Raw genomic sequence first — 21,842 nt, forward strand, 5'->3', positions numbered from 1 at the left:
AACCGACTGACAAACTAAGTAGGGTTAATTTTCTCTTCAAATCCAATTACCTCCCATAATTAAAATTTATTACATTTTTATTATATATTTTTATTTTTTTTTTTTCAAGGATTTAATAGAATATTTTGGTTCATTATCACAACATGTATTTGACAAATGATAATCTCTCCTGAACAAGAATGTGAAAACATCATTCATTTGCTTATTCTTTCTTATAAATGTCAGTACAACATGTTGTAAAAAATGGTGTACAACTTTTATTTTTACTAAGCTGTTTTACTAAGATATATCCAATAAACGAGTCCAACAAAAATGTTCAATGACATTAAAGTAGTGATGCTAACTCTAAGCAAAGTATAATCTATAGTTTTCCACCCTGTCACAATTATAATTAAAGATAGTCCGATCAGCAGGAAAGTAAACAGAAAACTAAACAATTTATAAACCATATATTGTGTTCTTTCATCGTTACCTTCTCGCTTGATCAAAAAAATTAAAACTAAAAAAGCAGCCAGCGCTAATACTGTTAAACCATTCGTAAAATGAACAAAAGTACCCATTATTATCAAACCTCCTCATTTTTCTTTAACTGGAATACATCATTAATGTCCACTCCAAAAGCATTTGCGATTTCAAACGCTAATACTAACGAGGGTGTGTAGTTTCCTTTTTCAATTGAAATAATCGTTTGTCTACTAACCCCTACTTTTTCAGCTAAATCTTTTTGGGTCATTTTCCTTTCGGCTCTTAAAACGTTGATTCGATTGGATAAAGAGCCGTTGTTCTTTGCCATTTATCACACCTCCATTATGTAAAGATTTCTATATACACATAGTAAAGTATTTTTTACAAAATGTAAAGTTTATTTTACATAAAAACATTACGTTTTTCATCTAGAACTCGTTATATTATCCGACACAACTTGGCAGAATGAAATGTTCGCATGTGTCAACGTTAAATCGCTTAACCACTACATACGACAATGGGCCATCGTCCACTTTGCTTTCTATTGTAAGATGAACCATTTACCCTTAGGAAAACAAAAATACCGCCCCTATGCCTATTCGCATGAGAGCGGTGTTTATCTTTCACATAAGAAACGGCTGCAGTTTTTGAATAAGCTGCTGCATTTGTTTCGCTTGTTGTTCGTACATTTGTTTCGCTTCTGCATCGTTTGTTTGTAAGGAGAACAGCTCGAAATCGGATTCTGCTTTTTTCATTGATGCAAGCAATAGTTGCTTTTGTTGCGGCTCTGGTAGTTGAATGCGGTCGTCGTATAGATCGACGGTCAATTGGCCGTACGAATCGACTTGAGCTAAAAAGACGTTTTCAACGGCGACGCCCATTTGATCGAGTTGCTGCTTCAACCAGCCGCGGCTTAAACGGGCGGTCGCGAGCGGCTCATCTAAAATTTTGCCGTCCATAATGACGGTTTGTGGCTCTTTTTCGCGCGGAACGTACGGCGCGACGTCCCCGATCATTAGCGGCTGCTTGTCGCGCTTTAATAAAATGCTTAAGTCGCCGTTTGCTTCAAGCGTCGCAAATTCCACGTCGGCGACGCGAAACACATCTTTTTTCCGCAACTGTTCAAGCAATTCGTCCGCCGTATATTTCTCTTTTTTCAAATTATCTTCTAAAATTTTTCCGTCTTTAATAAATACAGTTGAATTTCCTTCGACAAAATCGCGAAATTTTTTGCTTCGTAACGAAATGATCGAGATGACGACGGGGAAAAGCGACCAAATTAAAATGCTCGTAATCCCTTCCGTTAACCGAATATCTAAATCCATTGACATCGAGCCAGCAATATCCCCGATCGTAATGCCGACGATATATTCGAAAAATGACAGCTTTGACAACTGTTTTTTTCCTAACAATTTCGTAATGATGAACAGTCCGATTAAAATGCAAATTGAGCGAATCGCAACTTCTAACCATGCTGGCATATTTACATCCCCTTATATTGCGGCTCCTCGCGTTCAAGCGTCGATATTCGCCCTTTCAGCGCCGCAATCATTTGTTCCGTTTCAAGCATCGCTTCATGAAACGCCCGCTGCGCTTCTTCGTTTGTCGAAGTGATCGCCAACTGTTGCAACGTCGCATGAATGGCCTTCATGTTCGCTAAACTTTGCTTTACTTGTGAACCAATCGTCATCTTCCTCTATCCTTTCGGTTTAAATAATAATGCGCCAATAAAACCGAACACGATCGCCGCTGAAATGCCGGCGCTCGTCACTTCAAACATGCCGGTTAACACCCCGACGATGCCATGCTTTTCCGCTTCTTGCATCGCCCCGTGCACGAGCGCATTCCCGAAGCTTGTAATCGGAATCGTTGCCCCTGCGCCTGCAAAATCAATAAGCGGCTCGTACAACCCAAATCCGTCTAAAATCGCTCCGACAACAACGAGCGCGCTTAACGTATGCGCAGGCGTTAACTTAAACACATCAAACATTACTTGCCCGATGACGCAAATAAGCCCACCAACAACAAACGCCCAAAAAAACATCGCCATCATCCATGATCGCCTCCATATTCAATCGCCACCGCATGGGCGATGCACGGAATCGTCTCCCCTTGTTGAAACGTGAGCGGCGACAAAAGCGCACCTGTCGCAACGACAAGCATGCGCTTTATTTCCCCACGCTTCATTCGGTTAAGTAAATGCCCGTACACGACCGTCGCAGAACATCCTGCCCCGCTTCCGCCCGACAACACCGGCTGCCCTTCGCGGTAAATGATTAATCCGCAGTCTTCATATCGTTCTTCTTCTAGCTCCATTCCGTTTTTCCGCAATAAATCGAGCGAGACGGTGCGGCCAATTTTTCCTAAATCACCTGTGACGATTAAGTCATAATGCGACGCATCGACTTGCATATCGCGCAAATGCGCCTCAATTGTATCAACAGCCGCTGGTGCCATCGCTCCCCCCATATTGAACGGATCGGTCAATCCCATATCGACGACGCGCCCGATCGTTGCGGACGTAATGCGAGGTCCATCACCTTCGCTGCCAACTAACGCCACACCAGCGCCTGTCACCGTCCATTGTGCCGTCGGCGGCTTTTGCCCTCCGTATTCGGTCGGATAGCGAAACTGTTTTTCGACCGCTGCATTATGGCTTGCCGCTCCTGTCAATATGTACTTCGCCCCGCCGTAATTGACGATAAACGCGCTTAGTGCTAGCGCCTCCATCGACGTTGAACATGCGCCAAATACGCCGAGATACGGGGTGCTAAGCGTGCGCGCTGCAAAGCTTGAAGGGGTCATTTGATTAATTAAATCGCCACAAATAATAAACTGCACTTGTTCCTTTTCGATGCGCGCCTTTTTCATCGCTTGAAAAAACGCTTCTTCAAACAACACTTTATGCGCTTTTTCATACGAATCTTCCCCAAGCCAAAGGTCTTCGTGCAATAAGTCAAAATCATCAGCAATGTTTCCGTTCGCCTCAAACGGTCCGCCGACTGTGGCGGTGGCGACAATGACGGGACGGTTTTCAAACACCCACGTGCGATGCCCTTTCATCATCCGAGACCACCCCATTTCACCGCAATCGTTTTAATGAGCGCCACGACGAATGCGGAAAACGTGCCGAACAAAATAACTGAACCGGCAAGTTTAAACATATTCCCGCCGACACCGAGCACAAACCCTTCCGTCCGATGCTCAATCGCAGCCGAAATGACGGCGTTGCCAAATCCGGTGACAGGCACCGCGCTTCCTGCCCCGGCAAACTGCGCCAATCGATCATATACGCCAAAGCCGGTCAAAAGCATCGCTAAAAACACCATCGTCGCGACGGTCGGATTGCCGACTGTTTTTTCTGTGAAGTCGAAAAAGTACATGTAAAAATAAGAAATGGCTTGTCCGATGACGCAAATCAAACCGCCGACAAAAAAGGCGCGCACGCAATTTTTCAACACCGGACGCTTCGTTTCGCGCGCTTGTTCAAACTGATGATATTGTTGTTGTACAGGCGTTAAATTTTTTCGTTTTTCGTTCGCCATCGTCCCACCTCGCTACGTCTGTTCTTCGCTCAATTTTTGAATGACCGTCATCTCTTTTTCAATCTCTTTTTCACTCATTCGTTTCGTTTCCATTTTCTCTTTTAACGCTTTCGTTTTCCAAAAAATTTTTAAATCGTGTGAAGCGATCACTTGTTTATCGAACGTATCGTTTAACGTGCGCGCTATATTTTTTTCAATAGCTTTCATACGAAATCGTTGCATATGCTTCACTTGATACGCAACAAGCAGCCGTCCGTTCGCTTCGACCGCCACCGCATCTTTCACATCGCGTCGTGCTTTTAACATCTCGACCGCTTTTTTTGCGTGCCGTTGGTCGCTTCGACTTGCGCTCCCGTCATGGCTTACGTTCGTGATGTTTCCGTTTTGCAGCGACTGTTTTTGTTCTTTTGGCTCATGTGCACAACTTATGATGAAAAAAAAGAGGATCATTACGAGCAATTGTCTCATCACATTCACCTTTCTATTCATGTAACGAAAGGGCGCCCCGATTGGACACCCGACTCACTTACTGTTTATATTGTGGCTCTTCTTGTTCAATTTCTTGCAGGCGCGGGGACAACAAATCAACGATCGCTTGCGTCTGTTGTGCCGCTTGTTGATACAATTGTTTCGCCTTTTCATTTTCCGTTTGCAGAGCGAACGTTTCAAAACTTGCTTGCGCCGATTTTAATCCAGCTAACGTTTGTTTCACAGAACTTGCGACAGTCATATTGAAAAACCTCCTTTTTCTTTTTCATCTCATAGCGTGCGCACATCTCGTAAAGTTATACAAAAAAAATAGCCCCCGAAGGCGCTAACGTTTATCGCGAAATCCGTTTCCGAGCGACGGGTTATTGATGATTCCAGCCATGACTAAAATACTTAAAAAGGCGTTCCATAATTGCTCATATTTTCCTAAATCAATATCGACTCCAAACGTTTGCAAGAAAAGCGGTATAAAAGCGCCGATCGCGAGCCATAGCCCATAGTTTTTAAAGCGCTCCATCTTCTTCTCACCCCATGCTTATTGTTTTTTTATTTTTTTTCCACATCCGCAGCCACCCGTTTTTTTGACAGGTGCTGGGGAAGACGTATATACTTTTGCCGACTGTGTTCCGTGAAGCGCCATCGTCTTTTTCTTTTCCATTTCGTAACCCTCCACAACATGTAAGATACAATAGCATATGAAAAAGATGGAGCGAGTGACTATGCCTTTTTCCTATTTCTCTTTTTCCGCAAACGAAAACGGAGTCGACAGCGGCAAGTGTTTTAGCGCTTGTTGCCGTTGGAGCGTATGCATGAACCACGAATCTGGCCGTTGATGAAATAACTGTTTCGTTAATTGCTCAATTTGTTTTTTTAACTCCTCATTCTCTTTTTTTAACCGCTTCACTTCCTCGTACCGTTGTTCACTTAACGCCGCCAATTCTTTTAACAACACATTTTCCGCCCGCAAGACGTCTAACTCGTTTTGCATATGCCTCCCCCCTCTCTACTACATAACAATTCAATCGCACGCCTATTTATGACAAAAAAAATTCCGCACTTATCCCTGCACACTTACCTACCTTTCTCATACTATACAGTAGTCCCGATACATGCGACGGGAAAAACTGAAATTAGGAGGAACGAGGCATGACGCATCATAAAGAGCGTAAAGAAAAAGTGTGTATTAAAACACGCAAAGTGTATGACTGGGTTACTCGTCAAGTCGATGTGCCGTTGCGTAGTTTTTCAAATGGGGATTTGGAAGCGATCTTTCCTGAAAACAAATGTCCGCGCCACGGGCAAACGGTTTGTGACTTTTTCGCGTCTAACGGCTTAAGCGCTGGCGATTTCTCGATTCGCTGCTTTTTAACAGACGATGAAGGAAACCGCATCGATCAAACAGTAGATAACAATGCTCTTATTTGCCAAGAAATTTTGCAACCAAACGGACGCCAACCTGTTCACGTCACGCTCCCATCAGGCGATACAGTCACATTGCAAAAAGTAAAAGTGCTTGTGAAAGGTCACGTCGTTGTGCAAGTCGTAAACGCAAACGGCCACGTCGTTTGCGAGTCAAACCCAATTCCATTTGCGACAGCACAAACATTTATTTTATGCGCACCAGAAGGAACGACGCTCGATTGCCACATTTCATTTTTCGAATGTGACGCCAGCTTAATTTGCACTGACAACTTCTCACAGCTCGATGTATCGATTACATTATGCTTAGAAGTGCAAATGGAAGCCGACGTAAAACTTGAAGTCGAAGCACGCTACTGCCAACCGCGCGAAGAAATTTTAGAAGCAACACTTTGCCCAACAGACAAATTCCCACCGCAATGCCCAGAAGTATTCCCGGCACATTAATAAGTAAAGCAGGCTCACATATAGCCTGCTTTTTTATATGAACATATAGCTTATCATCGTATATATGCAAGCCATCCAAAAAGAATAAGAACGATAGCACGTATTTTTCATTTCTTCTGAAGATCTATTCCACATATATCCGCTACCATGTATATAAAAAAGAAAGCTTGTGGCGACCAGTCCGACAAGAAACGTCCATTCCATATATGGAACACCTGTTTTTTGGCTTGCTGCATATGGAACAAAAAACAAAAATAACATCGTCCCCAGCAAAGAAAGCCATCTCTGCATTCGATCACACCTTTATTTTGGTATATATGACACATTATAAAATAAAATGAATATTGAAACAACGGAAAGAGAAGGTGGATTGAAATGATAAGAAAAATATTGGTCGTATTTTTCATTTGCTCGATGTTTATCGTTCAACCGATTCATATCGCTCCAAATGGCTGGCAAGGATGTCCAGAATGTTTATAGGAGGAACATAATGAACAACCAACATATTCAACTCCAACAAAAAGTGATTCATTACCGCTCGGAAGTGGCAAAATATAAACAGCTATTGCAACTTGTCGAAACGGAGTTAAAGCGCGAGCAATTGCGCAATCAATATGTGCAAAAAAAACTTGAGCAACTAGACGAATATGAACAAACGATTGAACGGTTAAAACAACAACTTCTTTTTTACGAAGTGGCGCTTGAGGAAGAAAAACGGCGGAAAAAAGAAATAAAACAAGATGTTGTGCGCACCTATGCTTATTTCACGTACGCTGTCATGATGCCAGAACAAAAAGAGGAAGATGCGATAATTATCGGCGATCTCATCGTCGAAAATAGCGGCAATACACCGCTAAATGACCCGATCATTTGCCTTCGCCTCCGCCCTCCCGATCACGCCCAACTAAGTGGAAAATTTTCATTCCGCCAAATGCAAGAAGAAGGAGGCTGGACATTTGCGGTCGAAAATTGGCGTGAAAAAATGAAAGAAGGGGAATATTGGCTAAAACCAATTGATGAAACAACGCTTTTACCGAACGAACAACTGCGCTTTCCGTCATTTGAACTGCGCATCATCCAAACCGTTGTCGTTGAAGCATTCGTATATTTTCGCCAACTGAAACAAGGGGTATCATCTTCTAATTATATTGTTGTCAATAAATAAGCAGGCGTTCGCCCGCTTTTTTATTTGCTCCATTGTTGGACAACGATTTCGATGAGCGAAGCACCTCCCGCAATCGCTAATATCCACACAAACGGCATGACAATGTACGGGGCGAACATCACGCCAACGTACAACGCCGCTGCGCACCATACCCCTGTACACCAATGACAGCTTAACAGTTCTCCGATCCATTTCCGTATTCCTTTTCCTTTTATGACGATATACGTTTCTCCATCTTGTTCGACTTCATCATGAAATGGCGCGCGCAAAAACGACGTAATACGGTCATATACAATGAGGCGCGTCAAGCGAAACGAAGCAATACATAAAAGAAAAAAATGAAACGCATCCATCTTTCTCGCCTCCTCGCTCTACTGTATGTGAGATACGATGAAAAAATGTCGGCAAACCGCCCATTCCCCTTTTCCTTTCTGTACATATAATGCAATGAGATAGACGAAGAAAGGAGTGGAACGAATGTATCGCATTTTTTTCAGCAAAGACTTTTTAGCAAAAAGAAAACAAATAAACGACATATGCTCGACATTGCTTTCCCTTGCCGAAGGAACAGAGCTGCACGTGCATACGAACAATCAAACGTATTATCACGCCCAGCTCGCTGCAGTAAACAAAATGACAAATGAAGTGACGCTCCACATCGACCGCTTTTACGAACACGGTGGTGAAACGATAACGATTCATTGCCGCAATATTGTAGCGATCGAGTTTCCTTCCGATGCTCTCGTCGCAGCGAGCGAACAAACGACAATGACAATCGGAACAAATGAAAAAGAAGAGGACGACGAATAAAGGAAGTGAACATATGAACGTTTTAATTATCGGCGCTGGCTATGTTGGACTAACGACAGCTGCAGTGCTTGCCAAACTTGGGCATACCGTCCATTGCGTAGATGAAAATGAACAAAAAATTGCCGCCTTAACACGTGGAGACGTTCCTATTTATGAACCTGGTTTAGCCGAGCTGCTCACCGACCATAAAAGTCGGCTTTTTTTTCATCGTGACGGACAAAAATATATACACGAAGCCGATGTCATATTTATTTGCGTCGGCACACCGCCCGACAACAACGGAAAACCGGACGTGTCATACGTCAACCGTGCCGTCGCTGCGCTTCTTCCTCATTTACGCGACCAACAAACGCTCGTTATCAAAAGCACCGTTCCGATCGGCACGAACGAACGCATATACGAGCGGCTAACAAAAGAAGGAAAAAACGTACGCGTCGTCTCTAACCCCGAATTTTTACGGGAAGGGTCAGCCATTTTCGATTCTCTCTATCCCGACCGGATCGTCGTCGGTTTACGTGACGATGATGATCGTTCCCTTTCTGTTATGCAGACGTTATACGCACGTATTCATGCCCCATACGTCGTGACAAGTTTAAGCGGTGCGGAAATGATTAAATACGCCGCCAACGCCTTTTTAGCGACGAAAATTTCGTTCATAAACGAAATGGCGCGCCTTTGCGAAGCGTACGGCGTCGATGTCGCTCACGTCGCGAAAGGCATCGGACTTGATGGACGAATCGGCCCTCACTTTTTACAAGCCGGCATCGGATATGGCGGATCTTGTTTTCCGAAAGATGTCGCCGCCCTGCAACAAATGGCGTATGAAAAAGCGGTGCGCCCGTACATGATAGAAGCAACAAAAACGATTAACGACACGCAGCTTTATTGGTACGTTCAAAAAATAAAGCGGACGTTAGGCACGCTTTCCAATAAACGTATAGCCGTCCTTGGCATCGCCTTTAAACCGAATACAGACGATATTCGCGAGTCGCCTGCCGTATCGCTCATCAAAGCATTGCACAACCTTGGCGCTCATGTCGTGGCGCACGACCCAAAAGCCGTCCTCCCAAACGGCATGGACGTCAAGCAAGCAAAAACGATCGATGAAGCGCTCCAACAAGCGGATGCGGTCATCGTCGCGACCGATTGGGATGAGTATAAACAATTAAACTGGAAACAAGTGAAACAAACGATGAGCGGAAACGTCGTCGTCGACGGGCGAAATAGCTTACCGCGCAACGATGTTATTCAAGCAGGACTGAACTATGTGGGGGTGGGACGCGGATGAATATACTTGTCACAGGGGCGGCTGGCTTTATCGGCTCGCACGTATGCGAAGCGCTGCTGCCGCATCATCACGTCATCGGCGTCGATTCGTTCATCGGTCCAACGCCAAAACAATGGAAAGAAAAAACGATCGACACGTTAAACAAACACGACCGTTTTACATGGATCGAAGGCGATCTTTTATCGTTGCCGCTCGTTGACATCATAAAACAAGTCGATGTCATTTATCATTTTGCTGGCATGCCAGGCGTGCGCACGAGCTGGGGAACGACGTTTGATTTGTACACGACAAACAACATCGTAGCGACGCAACGTTTGCTTGAGGCGTGCAAACAACACCGACCAAAACAGTTTATTTATACGTCCACATCGTCCGTTTACGGTGAAAAAGACGGGCGCGTCGCCGAACATATGACCCCGACCCCTCTTTCGCCATACGGCATTACGAAATTAGCTGGGGAACATTTATGCCGCGTATATCATTCGGAGTTTCATGTGCCGACGACCATTTTGCGCTACTTTACGGTGTACGGTCCGCGCCAACGGCCAGATATGGCCTTTCATCGCTTCATTCGCCATATGTTGTTCGATGAGCCGATCACTATTTTTGGCGATGGCACGCAAACGCGCGATTTTACGTACATTTCCGACTGTGTCAACGGCACGCTCGCCGTGCTTGGCAACGAAAAAGCGATCGGGGAAACGTTCAATATCGGCGGGAAAGAACGAGCTTCGCTAAACGACGTCATCGCTATGCTCGAAGAGATGATCGGAAAACGAGCGAACAAACGATATATGAATAAAGCGATCGGCGAGCCGAAACATACGTGGGCGGACATTTCAAAAGCCGAACGCCTGCTTTCATACAATCCAGCGACGCCATTGCAAGAAGGATTGCGTCATGAAGTCCAATACATTCGCTCGCTTTACGGGAGGTCATAATGCGTATCGCATTCATTTGTACAGAAAAGCTACCGTCCCCAGCGGTGAAAGGGGGAGCCATTCAACTGATGATTGATGGCATCGCCCCATTTCTTGCCGCCAAACATGATCTTACTATTTTTTCGATTACAGACCCGTCGCTTCCCACATACGAACGACGTCACGGCATCGAATACGTACGCGTGCCAAACGAACGGTACGAACACGATGTCGCAAACGAATTAAGCAAACGAACGTTTGACGTCGTTCATGTGTTTAACCGCCCAGCAAACGTTTTACAGTACAAACAAGTGGCCCACGCAAGCCGCTTCGTCACGAGCTTGCATAACGATATGTTTTCACCGATGAAAATGAAACGTGACGTTGCCGAACGAGTGATTGCGGAAGTAGATGCGATCACAACGGTAAGTGAATATATGAAACGAACCGTCACAAAACGATACGATGTCCGAGACGATCTCATTCACATCGTCTACTCAGGTGTCGATGCGACACGCTACACGCCGCCATGGACAGACGAAGGAAAACAACTGCGCACCAACATGCGCCAACGGTTTTTTGTTGAAAAAGATGACGTCATTTTATTTATCGGCCGATTAAGTCGAGCAAAAGGGGTGCACGTATTAATAGAAAGCATGAATGACGTGCTAGCCGACCATCCGCGTGCGAAACTCGTCATCGTCGGAGGAAAATGGTTTAGCGACAACCGCCCGAACGGTTACGTGCACTTCCTGCACAAGCTCGCTCACCCTTACAAAGACCGCATTTTATTTACAAACTACATCCCTTCCGAACACATCCCGCGCATATTGGCGATGGGCGATCTGTTCGTCTGTAGTTCGCAATGGCATGAGCCGCTCGCTCGCGTCCATTACGAAGCGATGGCTGCTGGCGTTCCGATCATTACGACAAATCGCGGGGGAAATGGTGAAGTCATTGAGCAGGACGTCAACGGAATCGTCATTGACGACTACTCATCACCGAAAGCGTTCGCACGCGCCATTAGCGAATTATTGCACGATAAAGAAAAAGCGCTCGCACTTGCTCGCGAAGGACGAAAACGGGCAGAAACGACGTTTTCATTCGCAAACACAGCCGAGCAGCTTGAACGTTTGTACGTTACGATTTGCCAATAAGCGATACGGATACGATATGTTCTAGCGGGATCGTAATCGTCTTTTCCTCCCCGCTGAATGTAAAAAACACTTTTTTACTATCACATTTTTGAATGATCCCTTCATACGTTCGATTTTTCGTTTTTAATTCGCACGTCACCGGCCGAAGCTCATTTGGCAGCGTCGCTAAAAACTCAATGCGCTCGATCGTATCCATGTCGCGAAAGTTCGCAAACGATGGCGGTGGATACGACGGCTTTTCTTTTTTTGTCCGAAACGTCTGTTGCATATAGCACGTTTTCGGCCCTAAATTCGGCTGAACGATATACAACAACGGTGCATTTTCCACATGCTTTTTCATTCCCACACCCCTCCTTTTTACGACTACTATATGCGCAAAAAGAAACGGGCATGCCATCATACGTAAAAAGCTGTTTGGCATCGACCAAACAGCTTTTTCATTACCGCGCTAAAATATGATAACCTGAGTCGACGTGAATCGTTTCGCCTGTGACGCCGCGCGATAAGTCGCTAAATAAAAATAGAGCTGTATCGCCTACTTCTTCTTGTGTCGTTGTACGGCGTAACGGTGCGCGTTCTTCAATTTCTTTTAAAATCGAGTTAAAGTCGCCGACGCCTTTGGCAGATAATGTGCGAATCGGACCGGCGGAAATGGCGTTGACGCGAATGCCGTATTTGCCTAAGTCGTTTGCTAAATATTTGACGCTCGCTTCCAGCGACGCTTTCGCTACACCCATGACGTTATAGTTTTGTACGACGCGCTCGCCTCCTAAATACGTTAACGTGACGATGCTTCCGCCTTCCGTCATTAACTCTTTCGCCGCTTTCGCCACAGCTGTTAATGAATATGCGCTAATGTTGTGCGCCAGCAAAAATCCTTCGCGATCCACGTTCATATATTCGCCTTCTAAATGCTCTTTATTCGCAAACGCGATACAATGCGCAACGCCGTGAATGACGCCTACTTGTTCTTTTATTTGCGCGAAGCACGCTTCAATTTCTTCATCTTTCGTCACATCGCACGGTAGCACAAGCGCTCTGTCATCTTCTAACGTCGCGACTAATTTTTTCACTTCATTTTCAAAACGCTCGCCTGCATATGTAAAAATTAATCGCGCTCCGGCTGCATGAAGCGCACGCGCAATGCCCCAAGCGATGCTTCGTTTATTTGCGACACCCATGACGACGTACGTTTTCCCTTGTAACGATAATTGCATATTCGTTCATCCCCTTATTTTTGTGATTTGTTATTAGAACCTAGTATTAATATCATTATAACAAAAAATTCCCTACTTTGAAATAGGGAATTTATAATAAATAGTCCATGAACATTGTCGCTAATCCGAAATAAATAAGAATGCTAATTAAATCGTTAATCGTCGTAATAAACGGCCCAGAAGCGACCGCTGGATCGATGCGCAATTTATGCATAAAAAGCGGAATAAGCGCCCCGGCGACTGTCGCGACCGTTAACGTCGCAAATAAAGCTAATCCGACGAGAACCCCTAAAAAAAACTGTTGCTTCCATACGTACACGACGACGGTAATCACAACGCCGCACGATAAGCCGATCAACAAACCTGTCAATGCTTCGCGCCCTAACATACTCCATTTTCCTTCTTTTTCTAAATCCCCCATCGCAAGGCGGCGCACAGCAACGGCTAACGACTGCGTTCCTGTATTTCCCGACATACCGGCAATGAGCGGAATAAAGACAGCTAAAATCGCCACTTTTTCTAGCGTATCTTCAAAACGGCTAATTAAATTGGCCGTCATCATGCCTAAAAACAATAAAATAATGAGCCACGGCAACCGCTTTTTCGCCGCTTCAAACGGATTGTACTGAATGTCGACATCCGGAACCCCTGCTAGCTTTGAATAGTCGTCTGTCGCTTCCTCAGAAATGACGTCTACGATATCATCAACGGTAATAATCCCGAGCAAATGATTGTTTGCATCAACGACAGGAAGAGCTAAAAAGTCGTAATTTTGCATTTTTCTAGCAACTTCCTCTTGGTCTTCGTCGACGAACACCGAAACGACGCGATCGTTCATCATGTCGGCAATCATCGCATCGTCGTCAGACGTCAACAATTCGCGCAACGATAACACGCCGACGAGCTGGTGCTGTTCATTGACGACATAAATGTAATAAATCGTTTCCGCATGCGCCGCTTCTTTTTTTAAAATTTGCATCGCCGAACGCACCGTTTGATTCGCATGGATGGCGATATATTCCGTTGTCATAATGCTTCCGGCCGTATATTCTTTATAATGAAGCAACCCTTGAATATCTTTCGCTGCTTCATCGTCCATAATCGTTAAATAGTTTGCGACTTCTTTTTTATCAAGTTCATTTAATATATCGGCAGCATTATCGGCGTACATGTGCGCGAGCATTTGCGCAACAAAAAGCGGATCCATTTCGGATAAATACGTTTTATATTCCTCTTCTTCAATGTCAAGATGATCAAATATTTCTGCCATCTCAGCCGGCGATAAATATTCGTACATTCGCTTTCTTACTTCCGGGCTTTGCTCAATGTAAAACTTAGCCCGATCGTACGGATGCAGTTTTAAAAACTGTCGGCGAAATAACTCCATCTGCTCATCGTACAACGCTTGTACAATATGTTCCATATGATCCCGCCTCCTTTCGACAAAAGTCGCTTTTTTTATTATGCGTGAATCTTTGCCATCTTGCAAGCAACCATGTAAAATGATAGTGCATCACCAAACAGGGGGAACGGCAATGGAAAATGAAAAAACAATACAAACGAAAATAGATTATCACTTATTGTTTATTTTATTTTTAATCGCGATCGTGAGCGCCATCGCTATCGAAAGTGCGCGAGAGACGCTTCCTGCTAAACTTCAACATATTAACTTCGCCCAAAAGCAGCTCATGTGGTACGGCGTCGGTGTTGTCGTCATCGCGGTGACGATGCTTGTCGATTATGACCGGTTGTTTAAAATCGCTTGGTATTTGTATGGCTTTGGCATCATCCTTTTGCTCGGATTAGAATTAAACGTTCCGGGTACATTAACGATTAAAGGAGCAACGAGTTGGTACAGCCTTCCCGGAGGTAACTTCCAACCTTCTGAGCTAATGAAAATTTTTATGATTATCGTCATTAGCCGCATTATCGTCAACCATCGCGAAAAATACAGCGACCCAACGGTGCAAGACGACTTTAAGTTGCTCGGAAAAATCGGCTTAGCGCTACTGCCGCCGCTATTTTTGCTTGCCCGTCAGCCAGATATGGGAATGTCGATGGTGTTTATGGCGATTGCTGGCTCGCTCATTCTCGTTTCAGGTATTCGCTTGCGCATTATTGCGTCAATCGCTGGTGTAGCTATACTTGGGGCAACAGCTTTTATCGTAGCGTTTTTATATTTCCCTGATGTGTTAAAAATCAAGCAATACCAGTTAAACCGTTTTTACGGTTGGCTTAATCCGTATGAATATGCGAGCGAACAAGGATTTCAGCTCATAAAATCGCTTCTTGCGATCGGCTCGGGAGAGTTGTATGGGAAAGGATATAAAAACTTAGACGTGTACTTACCTGAGTCACATACCGACTTCATTTTTAGCATTATCGGGGAACAGTTCGGCTTTATCGGAGCGAGCCTCGTCGTCTCCCTCTTTTTCTTGCTTATTTATCGTATGATTCAAATCGCATTAGAGTGCCACGATCCGTTCGGAAGCTATTTATGCGCCGGCGTCATCGGCATGATCACGTTCCAAGTGTTCCAAAACGTCGGTATGACGATCGGATTGCTTCCAATTACCGGACTTCCGCTTCCGTTCGTCAGCTACGGTGGAAGCTCGCTCGCAACATACATGCTTGCGATTGGTCTCGTCCTAAACGTCCGTTCTCGCACACAAAAATTTATGTTTTCAACGGAACAATAGGGGAACATTTCCCCTATTGTTTGTTCATATACTAATTCCTTGTTTGATCAATAATATGTTTCCTACATTATAAAGTCATACGTACGTTCTCCTAATGAAATCATACTGTTAAACACCTAATCGGATTCATATATTTGAAATTATTTTACATAAGTGTTAATATGATTGGTGAGTTACATTTATTTTCATAAGGAGGAGTGTTCTATGAGAAACGTCGTTCTCACTTTTCTTTCCCTTTTTGCTTTGTTTTTTACTTTTTCTCCATCGAATGCTTTAGCCTACGATAGTATAAGTGAACAGGAGAAAAATAAAATTGTTCAAGAAGCTTTAAAGATCATCGAAAAAAGGTACACCTCCCTTCTCCCCCAAAATAGTGAAGAAAATGTAGAAATTCAAATAAAAAATACTAAGTCGCAACTCAGATTAGAGAATATTATAAAAAGAGACCAAGATTATATAAATAAATTAGGTGCATCGTACAAGAAAATAGAAATTTTGAACGTAGACGACATACAAATAAATCAGGTAAATGAAACAATTAAGTTAAGTTTGAAAGTGGAGGTAGCTAAATACTACCAGTACAAAAACAAAAAGCAGATGGAAGAACATCCATGGCTTGAAACAAGAACACATGAGTTTATTTTCACGTCCAGCGAAAACAAAAGAAGCAAGTTATATGCATTAGTTGATTACAAATTTGAAGATGAAATGGATTACACTAGTGAACAGGCATCAAATAGCAACTTACCTCCAATTGAAGAAATGAATAGACAACAAGTTATTGAAGCAACGAACGACATAAGCATAATGTCCACACAACACTTGTACAATCGATCAGGAGCTAGATCATATGCATACAATTGGTATAACAAAAACAACCCTGACTTTAGAGTTTTCTCAAATAATTGTACAAACTTTATTTCACAAGCAATTAACCGCGGTGGTGGAGTAAATATGGATTGGTGGGGCGATTTGCGGTGGTGGTATCAAGGTAACCAAAACACTACAAGTTGGTCTGTTGCTCATGATTATGTTTATTATGCAAGAAGAAACAATGATGCAGGTGGGCTTGGTGCTTATTATATAAGTAACGTAAAAGATTTGAAAATAGGTAGTCTTGTTGGATATGACTTTGACAACGATGGTTATTTCGATCACCTTTCTATTGTAGTGAATTATGATAGCAACGGAGAACCTTTGACTGCTCAACATACTCCAAGTGACTATAACCGCCCTTGGAAATCAGTCAATTCATTAGCAAAACATTACTTTATTCAAACAAATGATTACTGGTATTCTAATTAGTGAAGTTTAAAGTGAGGAGAAAACATTGAAGAAGTGTATACTGTTATTTATCTTGTTAAGTTTGTTGATAGGATGCAATAAAAAAGAAATCCCTATGTATAATGGATTTCCAATTCCTGAAGGAGCAAAAGTTATAAAAATAGATAGCGATAAAAGTAAGGTACATCCTGTCTTTATCGAACAAGCTATGTTCCAATTAAAAGAGCCTATGTCACCTGACTTAATACCGTCTCATCCTTTCTATCAGATAATTGTGAATGAGGGTTGGAAAGATGAAGAAGCGATAAAGAAGATTGGTGAAAATCGTTATATGTTTAGTAAGGATGATCGACTTATTCAAGTAAGTATTTATAACGATAAAATGACAATTACGGAATATGATCCAAAAATCTTTTGGCAAAAAAATGAGTAGTCCCCAGCGCGTATTGCCCTGGGGATTTGTTGTACATAATGAATAGTAAAAAAGGGAAGATCAATAGATGATATACGACATTATCGGAGATATTCACGGCTGTTTTCACGAATTCATGTTATTAACAAAAAAGCTTGGCTACGTATGGGAAAATGATGTCCCGATTCATCCGAACGGACGAAAGCTTGCGTTCGTCGGCGATTTAGCCGATCGCGGTCCGCAGTCATTACGAGTGATTGACACCGTCATTGCGCTCGTTCAACAAAATAAAGCGGTGTACGTTCCGGGCAACCACTGCGACAAGCTATATCGTTTTTTTCTCGGTCGAAACGTACAAATTACGCACGGGCTTGAAACGACGGTAGCGGAGTGGGAACAAGCAGATGAGAAAACGAAAGAGCGCCTTCGTACGCAGTTTATGACACTGTACGAACAAGCGCCCCTTTATGCCGTCTTAGATGGTGGAAAACTAATCGTTGCCCATGCTGGCATTCGCGCAGATTACATCGGAAAATTCCATCAAAAAGTAAAAACGTTCGTTTTATACGGCGACATTACAGGCGAAAAACATTCAGACGGCTCCCCCGTTCGACGCGATTGGGCAAAACATTACCGCGGCGACGCGCTTATCGTATATGGGCATACACCTGTGAAAAAACCGCGCTGGCTCAACAACACCGTCAACATCGACACCGGCTGCGTATTCGGCGGACAGCTAACAGCGCTTCGCTATCCAGAAATGGAAACGGTCTCTGTTTCATCGACGATGCCATATGTCGCTGAAAAAATTCGTTCATTTGACTAAAGCAAGCTCGCCATATCGTCTGGAAGCGGCGCGTGAAACGTCATTGTCTTTTCAAGAAAAGGATGAACAAACGTCAGCTCACAGCTATGCAACGCTTGCCTTTGCATGCGCTTGCGCAAGCCGCCGTACAAATCATCGCCAACGAGCGGATGGCCAATGTACGAAAAATGGACGCGAATTTGATGCGTCCGCCCCGTTTCTAATTGAATCGACACGTGCGTCATATCGTTTTTATATTGCAATACTTCATAATGCGTCACCGCACGCTGACCATCCGCTCGCACTTCCCGTTCGATGATGCTGTCGCTTTTTCTCCCAATAGGAGCATCAATCGTCCCGACAGACGGGGTGACGTACCCGTGGCAAATCGCTTCATACCGACGCTTTACCCGCCCTTGTTTTTGTTGTTCACTCAATATATGATGCACGTGGCGATGTTTGGCGACAAGCACAAGCCCGGACGTATCACGGTCTAATCTTGTGACGACATGCACAGTCGTTTGCAAGTTTTGCTGTTCGTAATGAAACAACAGGGCGTTCGCTAACGTGCCGCGCGGATGTTCACGGGACGGAATCGTTGACATACCGGGCGGTTTATTGATGACGACAACATCATCGTCTTCATACACAATTGAAAGCGGAATCGGCTCTGGAAGCATGTCGGCGCTTCTTTTCTCGGGCGGAAACGATACGCACACTTCATCCCCCTCTTTTAGCACGTAGCGAACGGTGACGCGCTGACCGTTTACTTCAATATTTCCCCCTTTAAACTTAATGTCTGTCAACGCTGTTTTCGAAATATGCTTTTCTTTTAAAAATTCCCTTACAGCCATTCCATCTTGTTGCTTTGTCACAATCCAACGAAGTTGAAACATACGAATCCCTTTCTACTGATTGAACTACCGCTAGGCTAAAGCCATAACGGATTCCTACGAACACCGAAAGTTTTTTCGGTTATTTAGTAGGCGATCCCCACAGTTCCTGCGGTTAAGAAGCCTAATCGCTTCGTTTTTAATATTGATACTTGCGTTCACATCTCGGTCGTGATGAGTATGGCACACAGGACATTCCCATTCACGCAAAGCAAGATGTTTCACATCTTTGTTTTGATAGCCACAGCACGAACAAAGCTGGCTAGATGGAAAGTTTTTTGCTACGGTGACAACTTGTTTCCCATACCATCTAGCTTTGTATTCGATCATGGCTTTAAACATTGACCAAGATACTTCTTGAATCGCTTTTGCAAGGTTGTGATTTTTTAGCATATGGCTTACCGACAAATCTTCCATCCCGATGATGTCGTGGTTTTTGACAATCTCGGTGGAAATTTTGTGCAAGTAATCATGTCGTGCATTTGTCATTTTTTCGTGCAATCGTGCAACTTTTATTCGTTGCTTATTCCAATTCGAGCCACCTTTTTTTCGTCTGGAAAGAATACGCTGTGCTTTTGCTAGCTGTTCTTCTAGCTTATGAAGCCATTTCGGGTTGGCGTACTTTGTTCCATCTGAAAGAATAGCAAATTCTTTCAAGCCGACATCAATGCCAACGGCTGAACCCGTTTTAGGCAACGCTTGCACGTCAGTTTCAACCAAAATGGACACAAAGTATTTCCCGCTCGGATTTCGTCTAATCGTAGCAGACAAGATACGCCCTTCTACTTCACGACTTTTTGCAAAACGAACAAGACCAAGTTTAGGTAACTTGATGTGCTTATCTAGCACAGCAATATTTCCATTTGTGTATTTAGTCGTATAGGATTGCACAGGATTCTTTTTAGACTTGAAACGCGGTTTGTCGTTTTGCTTTTTAAAAAAGCGATCGTACGCATCATCCAGATGCTTGAGTGAAGATTGAAGTGCGATGCTATCCACTTCTTTTAACCAAGTGAATTCTTTTTTTAATTGCGTCAATTGAGAAGAACAAGCGTTGTAGGTTAATCCTTTACCTGTTTCTTGATAGGTTTCATTCCATTTTGCTAAAAAGTGGTTAAACACAAATCGACTACAACCAAAAGTTTTAGCAATCAGGATTTCTTGTTCTTTATTTGGATAGATGCGAAATTTATATGCTTTGTTGACCAGCATTGACTTCACCTCCTTTAGGTATATGTTTATTATACATCTAGTGTATTATAGTTTTGCAGGTGCAGTTTATGAACTGATCCGTAAAGGCTTGAAAAAGCAATGAAATACATCCATACATTGAAACACAAGGCGACTAGGGCTTACATCCCCTAGCCTAAAGACATAGGGGTTTTACGCCCAATCATATAAATGATTCGCGCACACGCTTCCAAAATGGAAACGGACGGAAGCGGGCAAAGCGAATTTTTTCATCAGCGACGCGGCATTGAATCGATTTTACATCTTTATGCAATAACGATAAATGGTCGATCGTAATTTGAAAATCAACGTTGTTGACCGGCTTTAACATGCACGTATGATGCTTCGGCAAAACGAGCGGCGAGCCGATCGTGCGGAAGACGCGATTGTTAATCGACGCCATTTCCGCGACTTGAATGGCCTCTAACGATGGATGTAAAATCGCACCGCCGAGCGCCTTATTGTATGCGGTGCTTCCTGAAGGAGTAGAAATGCATAACCCATCCCCGCGAAACGTTTCAAATAAATCGCCGCGAATTTCGACATCCATCACGAGCGTCCCGCTTACACTTTTTACAGTACATTCATTGAGCGCTAAATATTTCACTTCACGCCCACCACCGACGTAGCGAATCGTCACTTCAAGAAGCGGATATTCGATCACTTGATACGGCGTTTTAGCGATAGCGATAACGAGCTTTTCTATTTCGTCGGGCACCCAGTCGGCATAAAACCCTAAATGCCCTGTATGCACGCCGACAAACGCCGTATGTTCGAGCCGGCTTCGATAACGATGAAACGCATACAAAAGCGTCCCATCCCCCCCAACTGAAATGACAATATCCGGCTGATCTTCGTCATACGTTAAGCGAAAATCCGTTAAATATGTACGAATTTTATGCATACATTCGTTTGATATCGCGTCCCCTTTCGATATGACCGCAAATTTCACGCGCCTTCACTCCTCGCTCTCTTTTAACTCTTGTTTGCGCGAAAACACCGCTTGCGCTTCTTGAATTTCAAAGCGAATTTTTGACATTTCTTCATCAAGCAAATACGCCGCTTCCGCTGCGCGCTGTAAGCGCAGTTTAATGTCTTCTGGGAAATTCCCGCTATACTTATAGTTTAAAGAATGTTCGATCGTCGCCCAAAAATTCATCGCAAGCGTTCGAATTTGAATTTCCACTAAAATGTTTTTTTCACCGTAAATCATTTGCACCGGATAACGAATGACGACATGATACGAACGATACCCGCTCTCTTTTTTTTGCGTAATGTAATCGCGCTCTTCAACGATCGTAAAATCGTTTCGCTTCCGAAGCAATTGAACGACCGTCTTAATGTCATCAACAAATTGACACATCATGCGCAAACCAGCAATATCTTGCATTTGTTGTTCAAGTTGATCGAGTGGAATATTTTTCTTTTGCGCTTTATCTAAAATGCTAGCGATCGGTTTCACTCTTCCTGTCACAAACTCGATCGGGGAATGAACACCTTGCATTTCAAATTGGGCGCGCATCCCTTTTAGCTTCACTTTCAGCTCTTCCACCGCCTGTTTATACGGTGCTAAAAAAAACTCCCAATGTTTCTCCAT

At 43.7% G+C, this 21,842-nt stretch carries 30 protein-coding genes; 10 read left to right on the top strand and 20 right to left on the bottom strand.

Annotated features, from left to right (window positions below; genetic code table 11):
* Positions 1–266 precede the first annotated feature (266 nt).
* The 12 genes from K1I44_RS05410 to K1I44_RS05460 all read right to left on the bottom strand — a co-directional run bounded on the left by K1I44_RS05410 (position 267) and on the right by K1I44_RS05460 (position 5,487).
* A complete protein-coding gene (locus K1I44_RS05410) occupies positions 267–560 on the bottom strand; it encodes a hypothetical protein (RefSeq protein WP_219985512.1) in 294 nt (97 codons plus the stop codon).
* A 5-nt stretch (positions 561–565) separates the two neighbouring features.
* Positions 566–793 (bottom strand): helix-turn-helix transcriptional regulator, encoded by a 228-nt coding sequence (locus tag K1I44_RS05415; RefSeq protein WP_219985513.1) that lies wholly within the window; start codon positions 791–793, stop codon positions 566–568.
* 295 nt (positions 794–1,088) lie between these two features.
* A complete protein-coding gene (locus K1I44_RS05420; RefSeq protein ID WP_219985514.1) occupies positions 1,089–1,946 on the bottom strand; it encodes a DUF421 domain-containing protein in 858 nt (285 codons plus the stop codon).
* Positions 1,947–1,948: 2 nt separating this feature from the next.
* Entirely contained in the window at positions 1,949–2,155 is a 207-nt protein-coding gene (locus tag K1I44_RS05425; RefSeq protein ID WP_219985515.1) for a DUF1657 domain-containing protein, read from the bottom strand.
* A gap of 6 nt (positions 2,156–2,161) precedes the next feature.
* Positions 2,162–2,518 (bottom strand): stage V sporulation protein AE, encoded by a 357-nt coding sequence (gene spoVAE / locus K1I44_RS05430; protein ID WP_219985516.1) that lies wholly within the window; start codon positions 2,516–2,518, stop codon positions 2,162–2,164.
* Complete coding sequence (spoVAD, locus tag K1I44_RS05435; RefSeq protein WP_219985517.1) at positions 2,515–3,531, bottom strand: stage V sporulation protein AD; 1,017 nt, start codon at positions 3,529–3,531, stop codon at positions 2,515–2,517. Before spoVAD ends, spoVAE begins: the two co-directional genes overlap by 4 nt.
* Positions 3,528–4,010 carry a stage V sporulation protein AC gene (gene spoVAC, locus K1I44_RS05440; protein WP_003395332.1) on the bottom strand — a complete coding sequence of 161 codons (483 nt, stop codon included), beginning with the start codon at positions 4,008–4,010 and terminating at the stop codon, positions 3,528–3,530. The genes spoVAD and spoVAC overlap by 4 nt, the downstream gene beginning before the upstream one ends.
* A 12-nt stretch (positions 4,011–4,022) precedes the next feature.
* The gene (locus K1I44_RS05445; protein ID WP_171334693.1) at positions 4,023–4,478 is read right to left on the bottom strand and encodes a YhcN/YlaJ family sporulation lipoprotein; all 456 of its coding nucleotides are present in this window, start codon (positions 4,476–4,478) and stop codon (positions 4,023–4,025) included.
* A gap of 58 nt (positions 4,479–4,536) precedes the next feature.
* Complete coding sequence (locus tag K1I44_RS05450; protein ID WP_003395336.1) at positions 4,537–4,740, bottom strand: DUF1657 domain-containing protein; 204 nt, start codon at positions 4,738–4,740, stop codon at positions 4,537–4,539.
* Between the two features lie 84 nt (positions 4,741–4,824).
* On the bottom strand, positions 4,825–5,016 hold the full coding sequence (locus K1I44_RS05455; protein WP_003395339.1) for a phage holin family protein: 192 nt from the start codon (positions 5,014–5,016) through the stop codon (positions 4,825–4,827).
* A gap of 18 nt (positions 5,017–5,034) precedes the next feature.
* A complete protein-coding gene (locus tag K1I44_RS15340) occupies positions 5,035–5,157 on the bottom strand; it encodes a hypothetical protein (RefSeq protein WP_004891743.1) in 123 nt (40 codons plus the stop codon).
* Positions 5,158–5,229: 72 nt separating this feature from the next.
* On the bottom strand, positions 5,230–5,487 hold the full coding sequence (locus K1I44_RS05460) for a spore coat protein regulator protein YlbO (protein ID WP_219985518.1): 258 nt from the start codon (positions 5,485–5,487) through the stop codon (positions 5,230–5,232).
* Positions 5,488–5,645: 158 nt separating this feature from the next.
* On the opposite strand from K1I44_RS05460, the gene K1I44_RS05465 reads away from it, so the two are divergent.
* A complete protein-coding gene (locus K1I44_RS05465) occupies positions 5,646–6,365 on the top strand; it encodes a BMQ_0737 family morphogenetic spore coat protein (RefSeq protein ID WP_219985519.1) in 720 nt (239 codons plus the stop codon).
* Between the two features lie 490 nt (positions 6,366–6,855).
* Positions 6,856–7,530 (top strand): hypothetical protein, encoded by a 675-nt coding sequence (locus K1I44_RS05470; RefSeq protein ID WP_219985520.1) that lies wholly within the window; start codon positions 6,856–6,858, stop codon positions 7,528–7,530.
* A 20-nt stretch (positions 7,531–7,550) separates the two neighbouring features.
* On the opposite strand, the gene K1I44_RS05475 is transcribed toward K1I44_RS05470, so the two are convergent.
* Positions 7,551–7,883, bottom strand: coding sequence for a DUF1360 domain-containing protein (locus tag K1I44_RS05475; protein ID WP_219985521.1), 333 nt, complete (start codon positions 7,881–7,883; stop codon positions 7,551–7,553).
* Positions 7,884–8,007: 124 nt separating this feature from the next.
* Here K1I44_RS05475 and K1I44_RS05480 point away from each other — a divergent pair, with 124 nt between their 5' ends.
* Genes K1I44_RS05480 through K1I44_RS05495 form a run of 4 tightly spaced genes read left to right on the top strand, consistent with a single transcriptional unit; the run spans position 8,008 to position 11,705 of the window.
* Positions 8,008–8,340, top strand: a complete 333-nt coding sequence (locus K1I44_RS05480; RefSeq protein WP_219985522.1) for a hypothetical protein — start codon at positions 8,008–8,010, stop codon at positions 8,338–8,340.
* Positions 8,315–9,628: a UDP-glucose dehydrogenase family protein gene (locus K1I44_RS05485; RefSeq protein ID WP_219985523.1), complete on the top strand. Its 1,314-nt coding sequence runs from the start codon at positions 8,315–8,317 to the stop codon at positions 9,626–9,628. Before K1I44_RS05480 ends, K1I44_RS05485 begins: the two co-directional genes overlap by 26 nt.
* Positions 9,625–10,569 (top strand): NAD-dependent epimerase/dehydratase family protein, encoded by a 945-nt coding sequence (locus K1I44_RS05490; RefSeq protein WP_219985524.1) that lies wholly within the window; start codon positions 9,625–9,627, stop codon positions 10,567–10,569. The genes K1I44_RS05485 and K1I44_RS05490 overlap by 4 nt, the downstream gene beginning before the upstream one ends.
* On the top strand, positions 10,569–11,705 hold the full coding sequence (locus tag K1I44_RS05495) for a glycosyltransferase family 4 protein (protein WP_219985525.1): 1,137 nt from the start codon (positions 10,569–10,571) through the stop codon (positions 11,703–11,705). Before K1I44_RS05490 ends, K1I44_RS05495 begins: the two co-directional genes overlap by 1 nt.
* Here the strand turns inward: K1I44_RS05495 and K1I44_RS05500 are convergent.
* From K1I44_RS05500 to mgtE, 3 genes are all read right to left on the bottom strand, one after another.
* A complete protein-coding gene (locus tag K1I44_RS05500) occupies positions 11,689–12,045 on the bottom strand; it encodes a CotO family spore coat protein (protein ID WP_003395351.1) in 357 nt (118 codons plus the stop codon). The two genes, K1I44_RS05495 and K1I44_RS05500, sit on opposite strands and share 17 nt — an antisense overlap.
* A 100-nt stretch (positions 12,046–12,145) precedes the next feature.
* On the bottom strand, positions 12,146–12,922 hold the full coding sequence (fabI, locus tag K1I44_RS05505; protein ID WP_003395352.1) for an enoyl-ACP reductase FabI: 777 nt from the start codon (positions 12,920–12,922) through the stop codon (positions 12,146–12,148).
* Positions 12,923–13,013: 91 nt separating this feature from the next.
* Complete coding sequence (gene mgtE / locus K1I44_RS05510) at positions 13,014–14,345, bottom strand: magnesium transporter (RefSeq protein WP_003395353.1); 1,332 nt, start codon at positions 14,343–14,345, stop codon at positions 13,014–13,016.
* Between the two features lie 112 nt (positions 14,346–14,457).
* Here mgtE and K1I44_RS05515 point away from each other — a divergent pair, with 112 nt between their 5' ends.
* The 4 genes from K1I44_RS05515 to prpE all read left to right on the top strand — a co-directional run bounded on the left by K1I44_RS05515 (position 14,458) and on the right by prpE (position 18,143).
* Complete coding sequence (locus K1I44_RS05515; protein WP_003395354.1) at positions 14,458–15,621, top strand: FtsW/RodA/SpoVE family cell cycle protein; 1,164 nt, start codon at positions 14,458–14,460, stop codon at positions 15,619–15,621.
* Positions 15,622–15,825: 204 nt separating this feature from the next.
* The gene (locus tag K1I44_RS05520) at positions 15,826–16,926 is read left to right on the top strand and encodes an amidase domain-containing protein (protein ID WP_219985526.1); all 1,101 of its coding nucleotides are present in this window, start codon (positions 15,826–15,828) and stop codon (positions 16,924–16,926) included.
* A 25-nt stretch (positions 16,927–16,951) separates the two neighbouring features.
* Positions 16,952–17,338: a hypothetical protein gene (locus K1I44_RS05525; protein WP_042894268.1), complete on the top strand. Its 387-nt coding sequence runs from the start codon at positions 16,952–16,954 to the stop codon at positions 17,336–17,338.
* Positions 17,339–17,405: 67 nt separating this feature from the next.
* The gene (gene prpE, locus K1I44_RS05530; protein WP_219985527.1) at positions 17,406–18,143 is read left to right on the top strand and encodes a bis(5'-nucleosyl)-tetraphosphatase PrpE; all 738 of its coding nucleotides are present in this window, start codon (positions 17,406–17,408) and stop codon (positions 18,141–18,143) included.
* Here prpE and K1I44_RS05535 read toward each other — a convergent pair.
* The 4 genes from K1I44_RS05535 to yjbM all read right to left on the bottom strand — a co-directional run bounded on the left by K1I44_RS05535 (position 18,140) and on the right by yjbM (position 21,842).
* Complete coding sequence (locus K1I44_RS05535; protein WP_091701701.1) at positions 18,140–19,018, bottom strand: RluA family pseudouridine synthase; 879 nt, start codon at positions 19,016–19,018, stop codon at positions 18,140–18,142. The two genes, prpE and K1I44_RS05535, sit on opposite strands and share 4 nt — an antisense overlap.
* Before the next feature lie 54 nt (positions 19,019–19,072).
* Positions 19,073–20,227, bottom strand: coding sequence for an IS200/IS605 family element RNA-guided endonuclease TnpB (gene tnpB / locus K1I44_RS05540; protein ID WP_219985528.1), 1,155 nt, complete (start codon positions 20,225–20,227; stop codon positions 19,073–19,075).
* Between the two features lie 181 nt (positions 20,228–20,408).
* Entirely contained in the window at positions 20,409–21,197 is a 789-nt protein-coding gene (locus tag K1I44_RS05545; RefSeq protein WP_219985529.1) for an NAD kinase, read from the bottom strand.
* A 6-nt stretch (positions 21,198–21,203) separates the two neighbouring features.
* On the bottom strand, positions 21,204–21,842 hold the full coding sequence (yjbM, locus tag K1I44_RS05550) for a GTP diphosphokinase (protein WP_219985530.1): 639 nt from the start codon (positions 21,840–21,842) through the stop codon (positions 21,204–21,206).

Source organism: Anoxybacillus sp. ST4, assembly GCF_019448545.1.
GTDB classification, from domain to species: Bacteria; Bacillota; Bacilli; order Bacillales; family Anoxybacillaceae; genus Anoxybacillus; species Anoxybacillus pushchinoensis.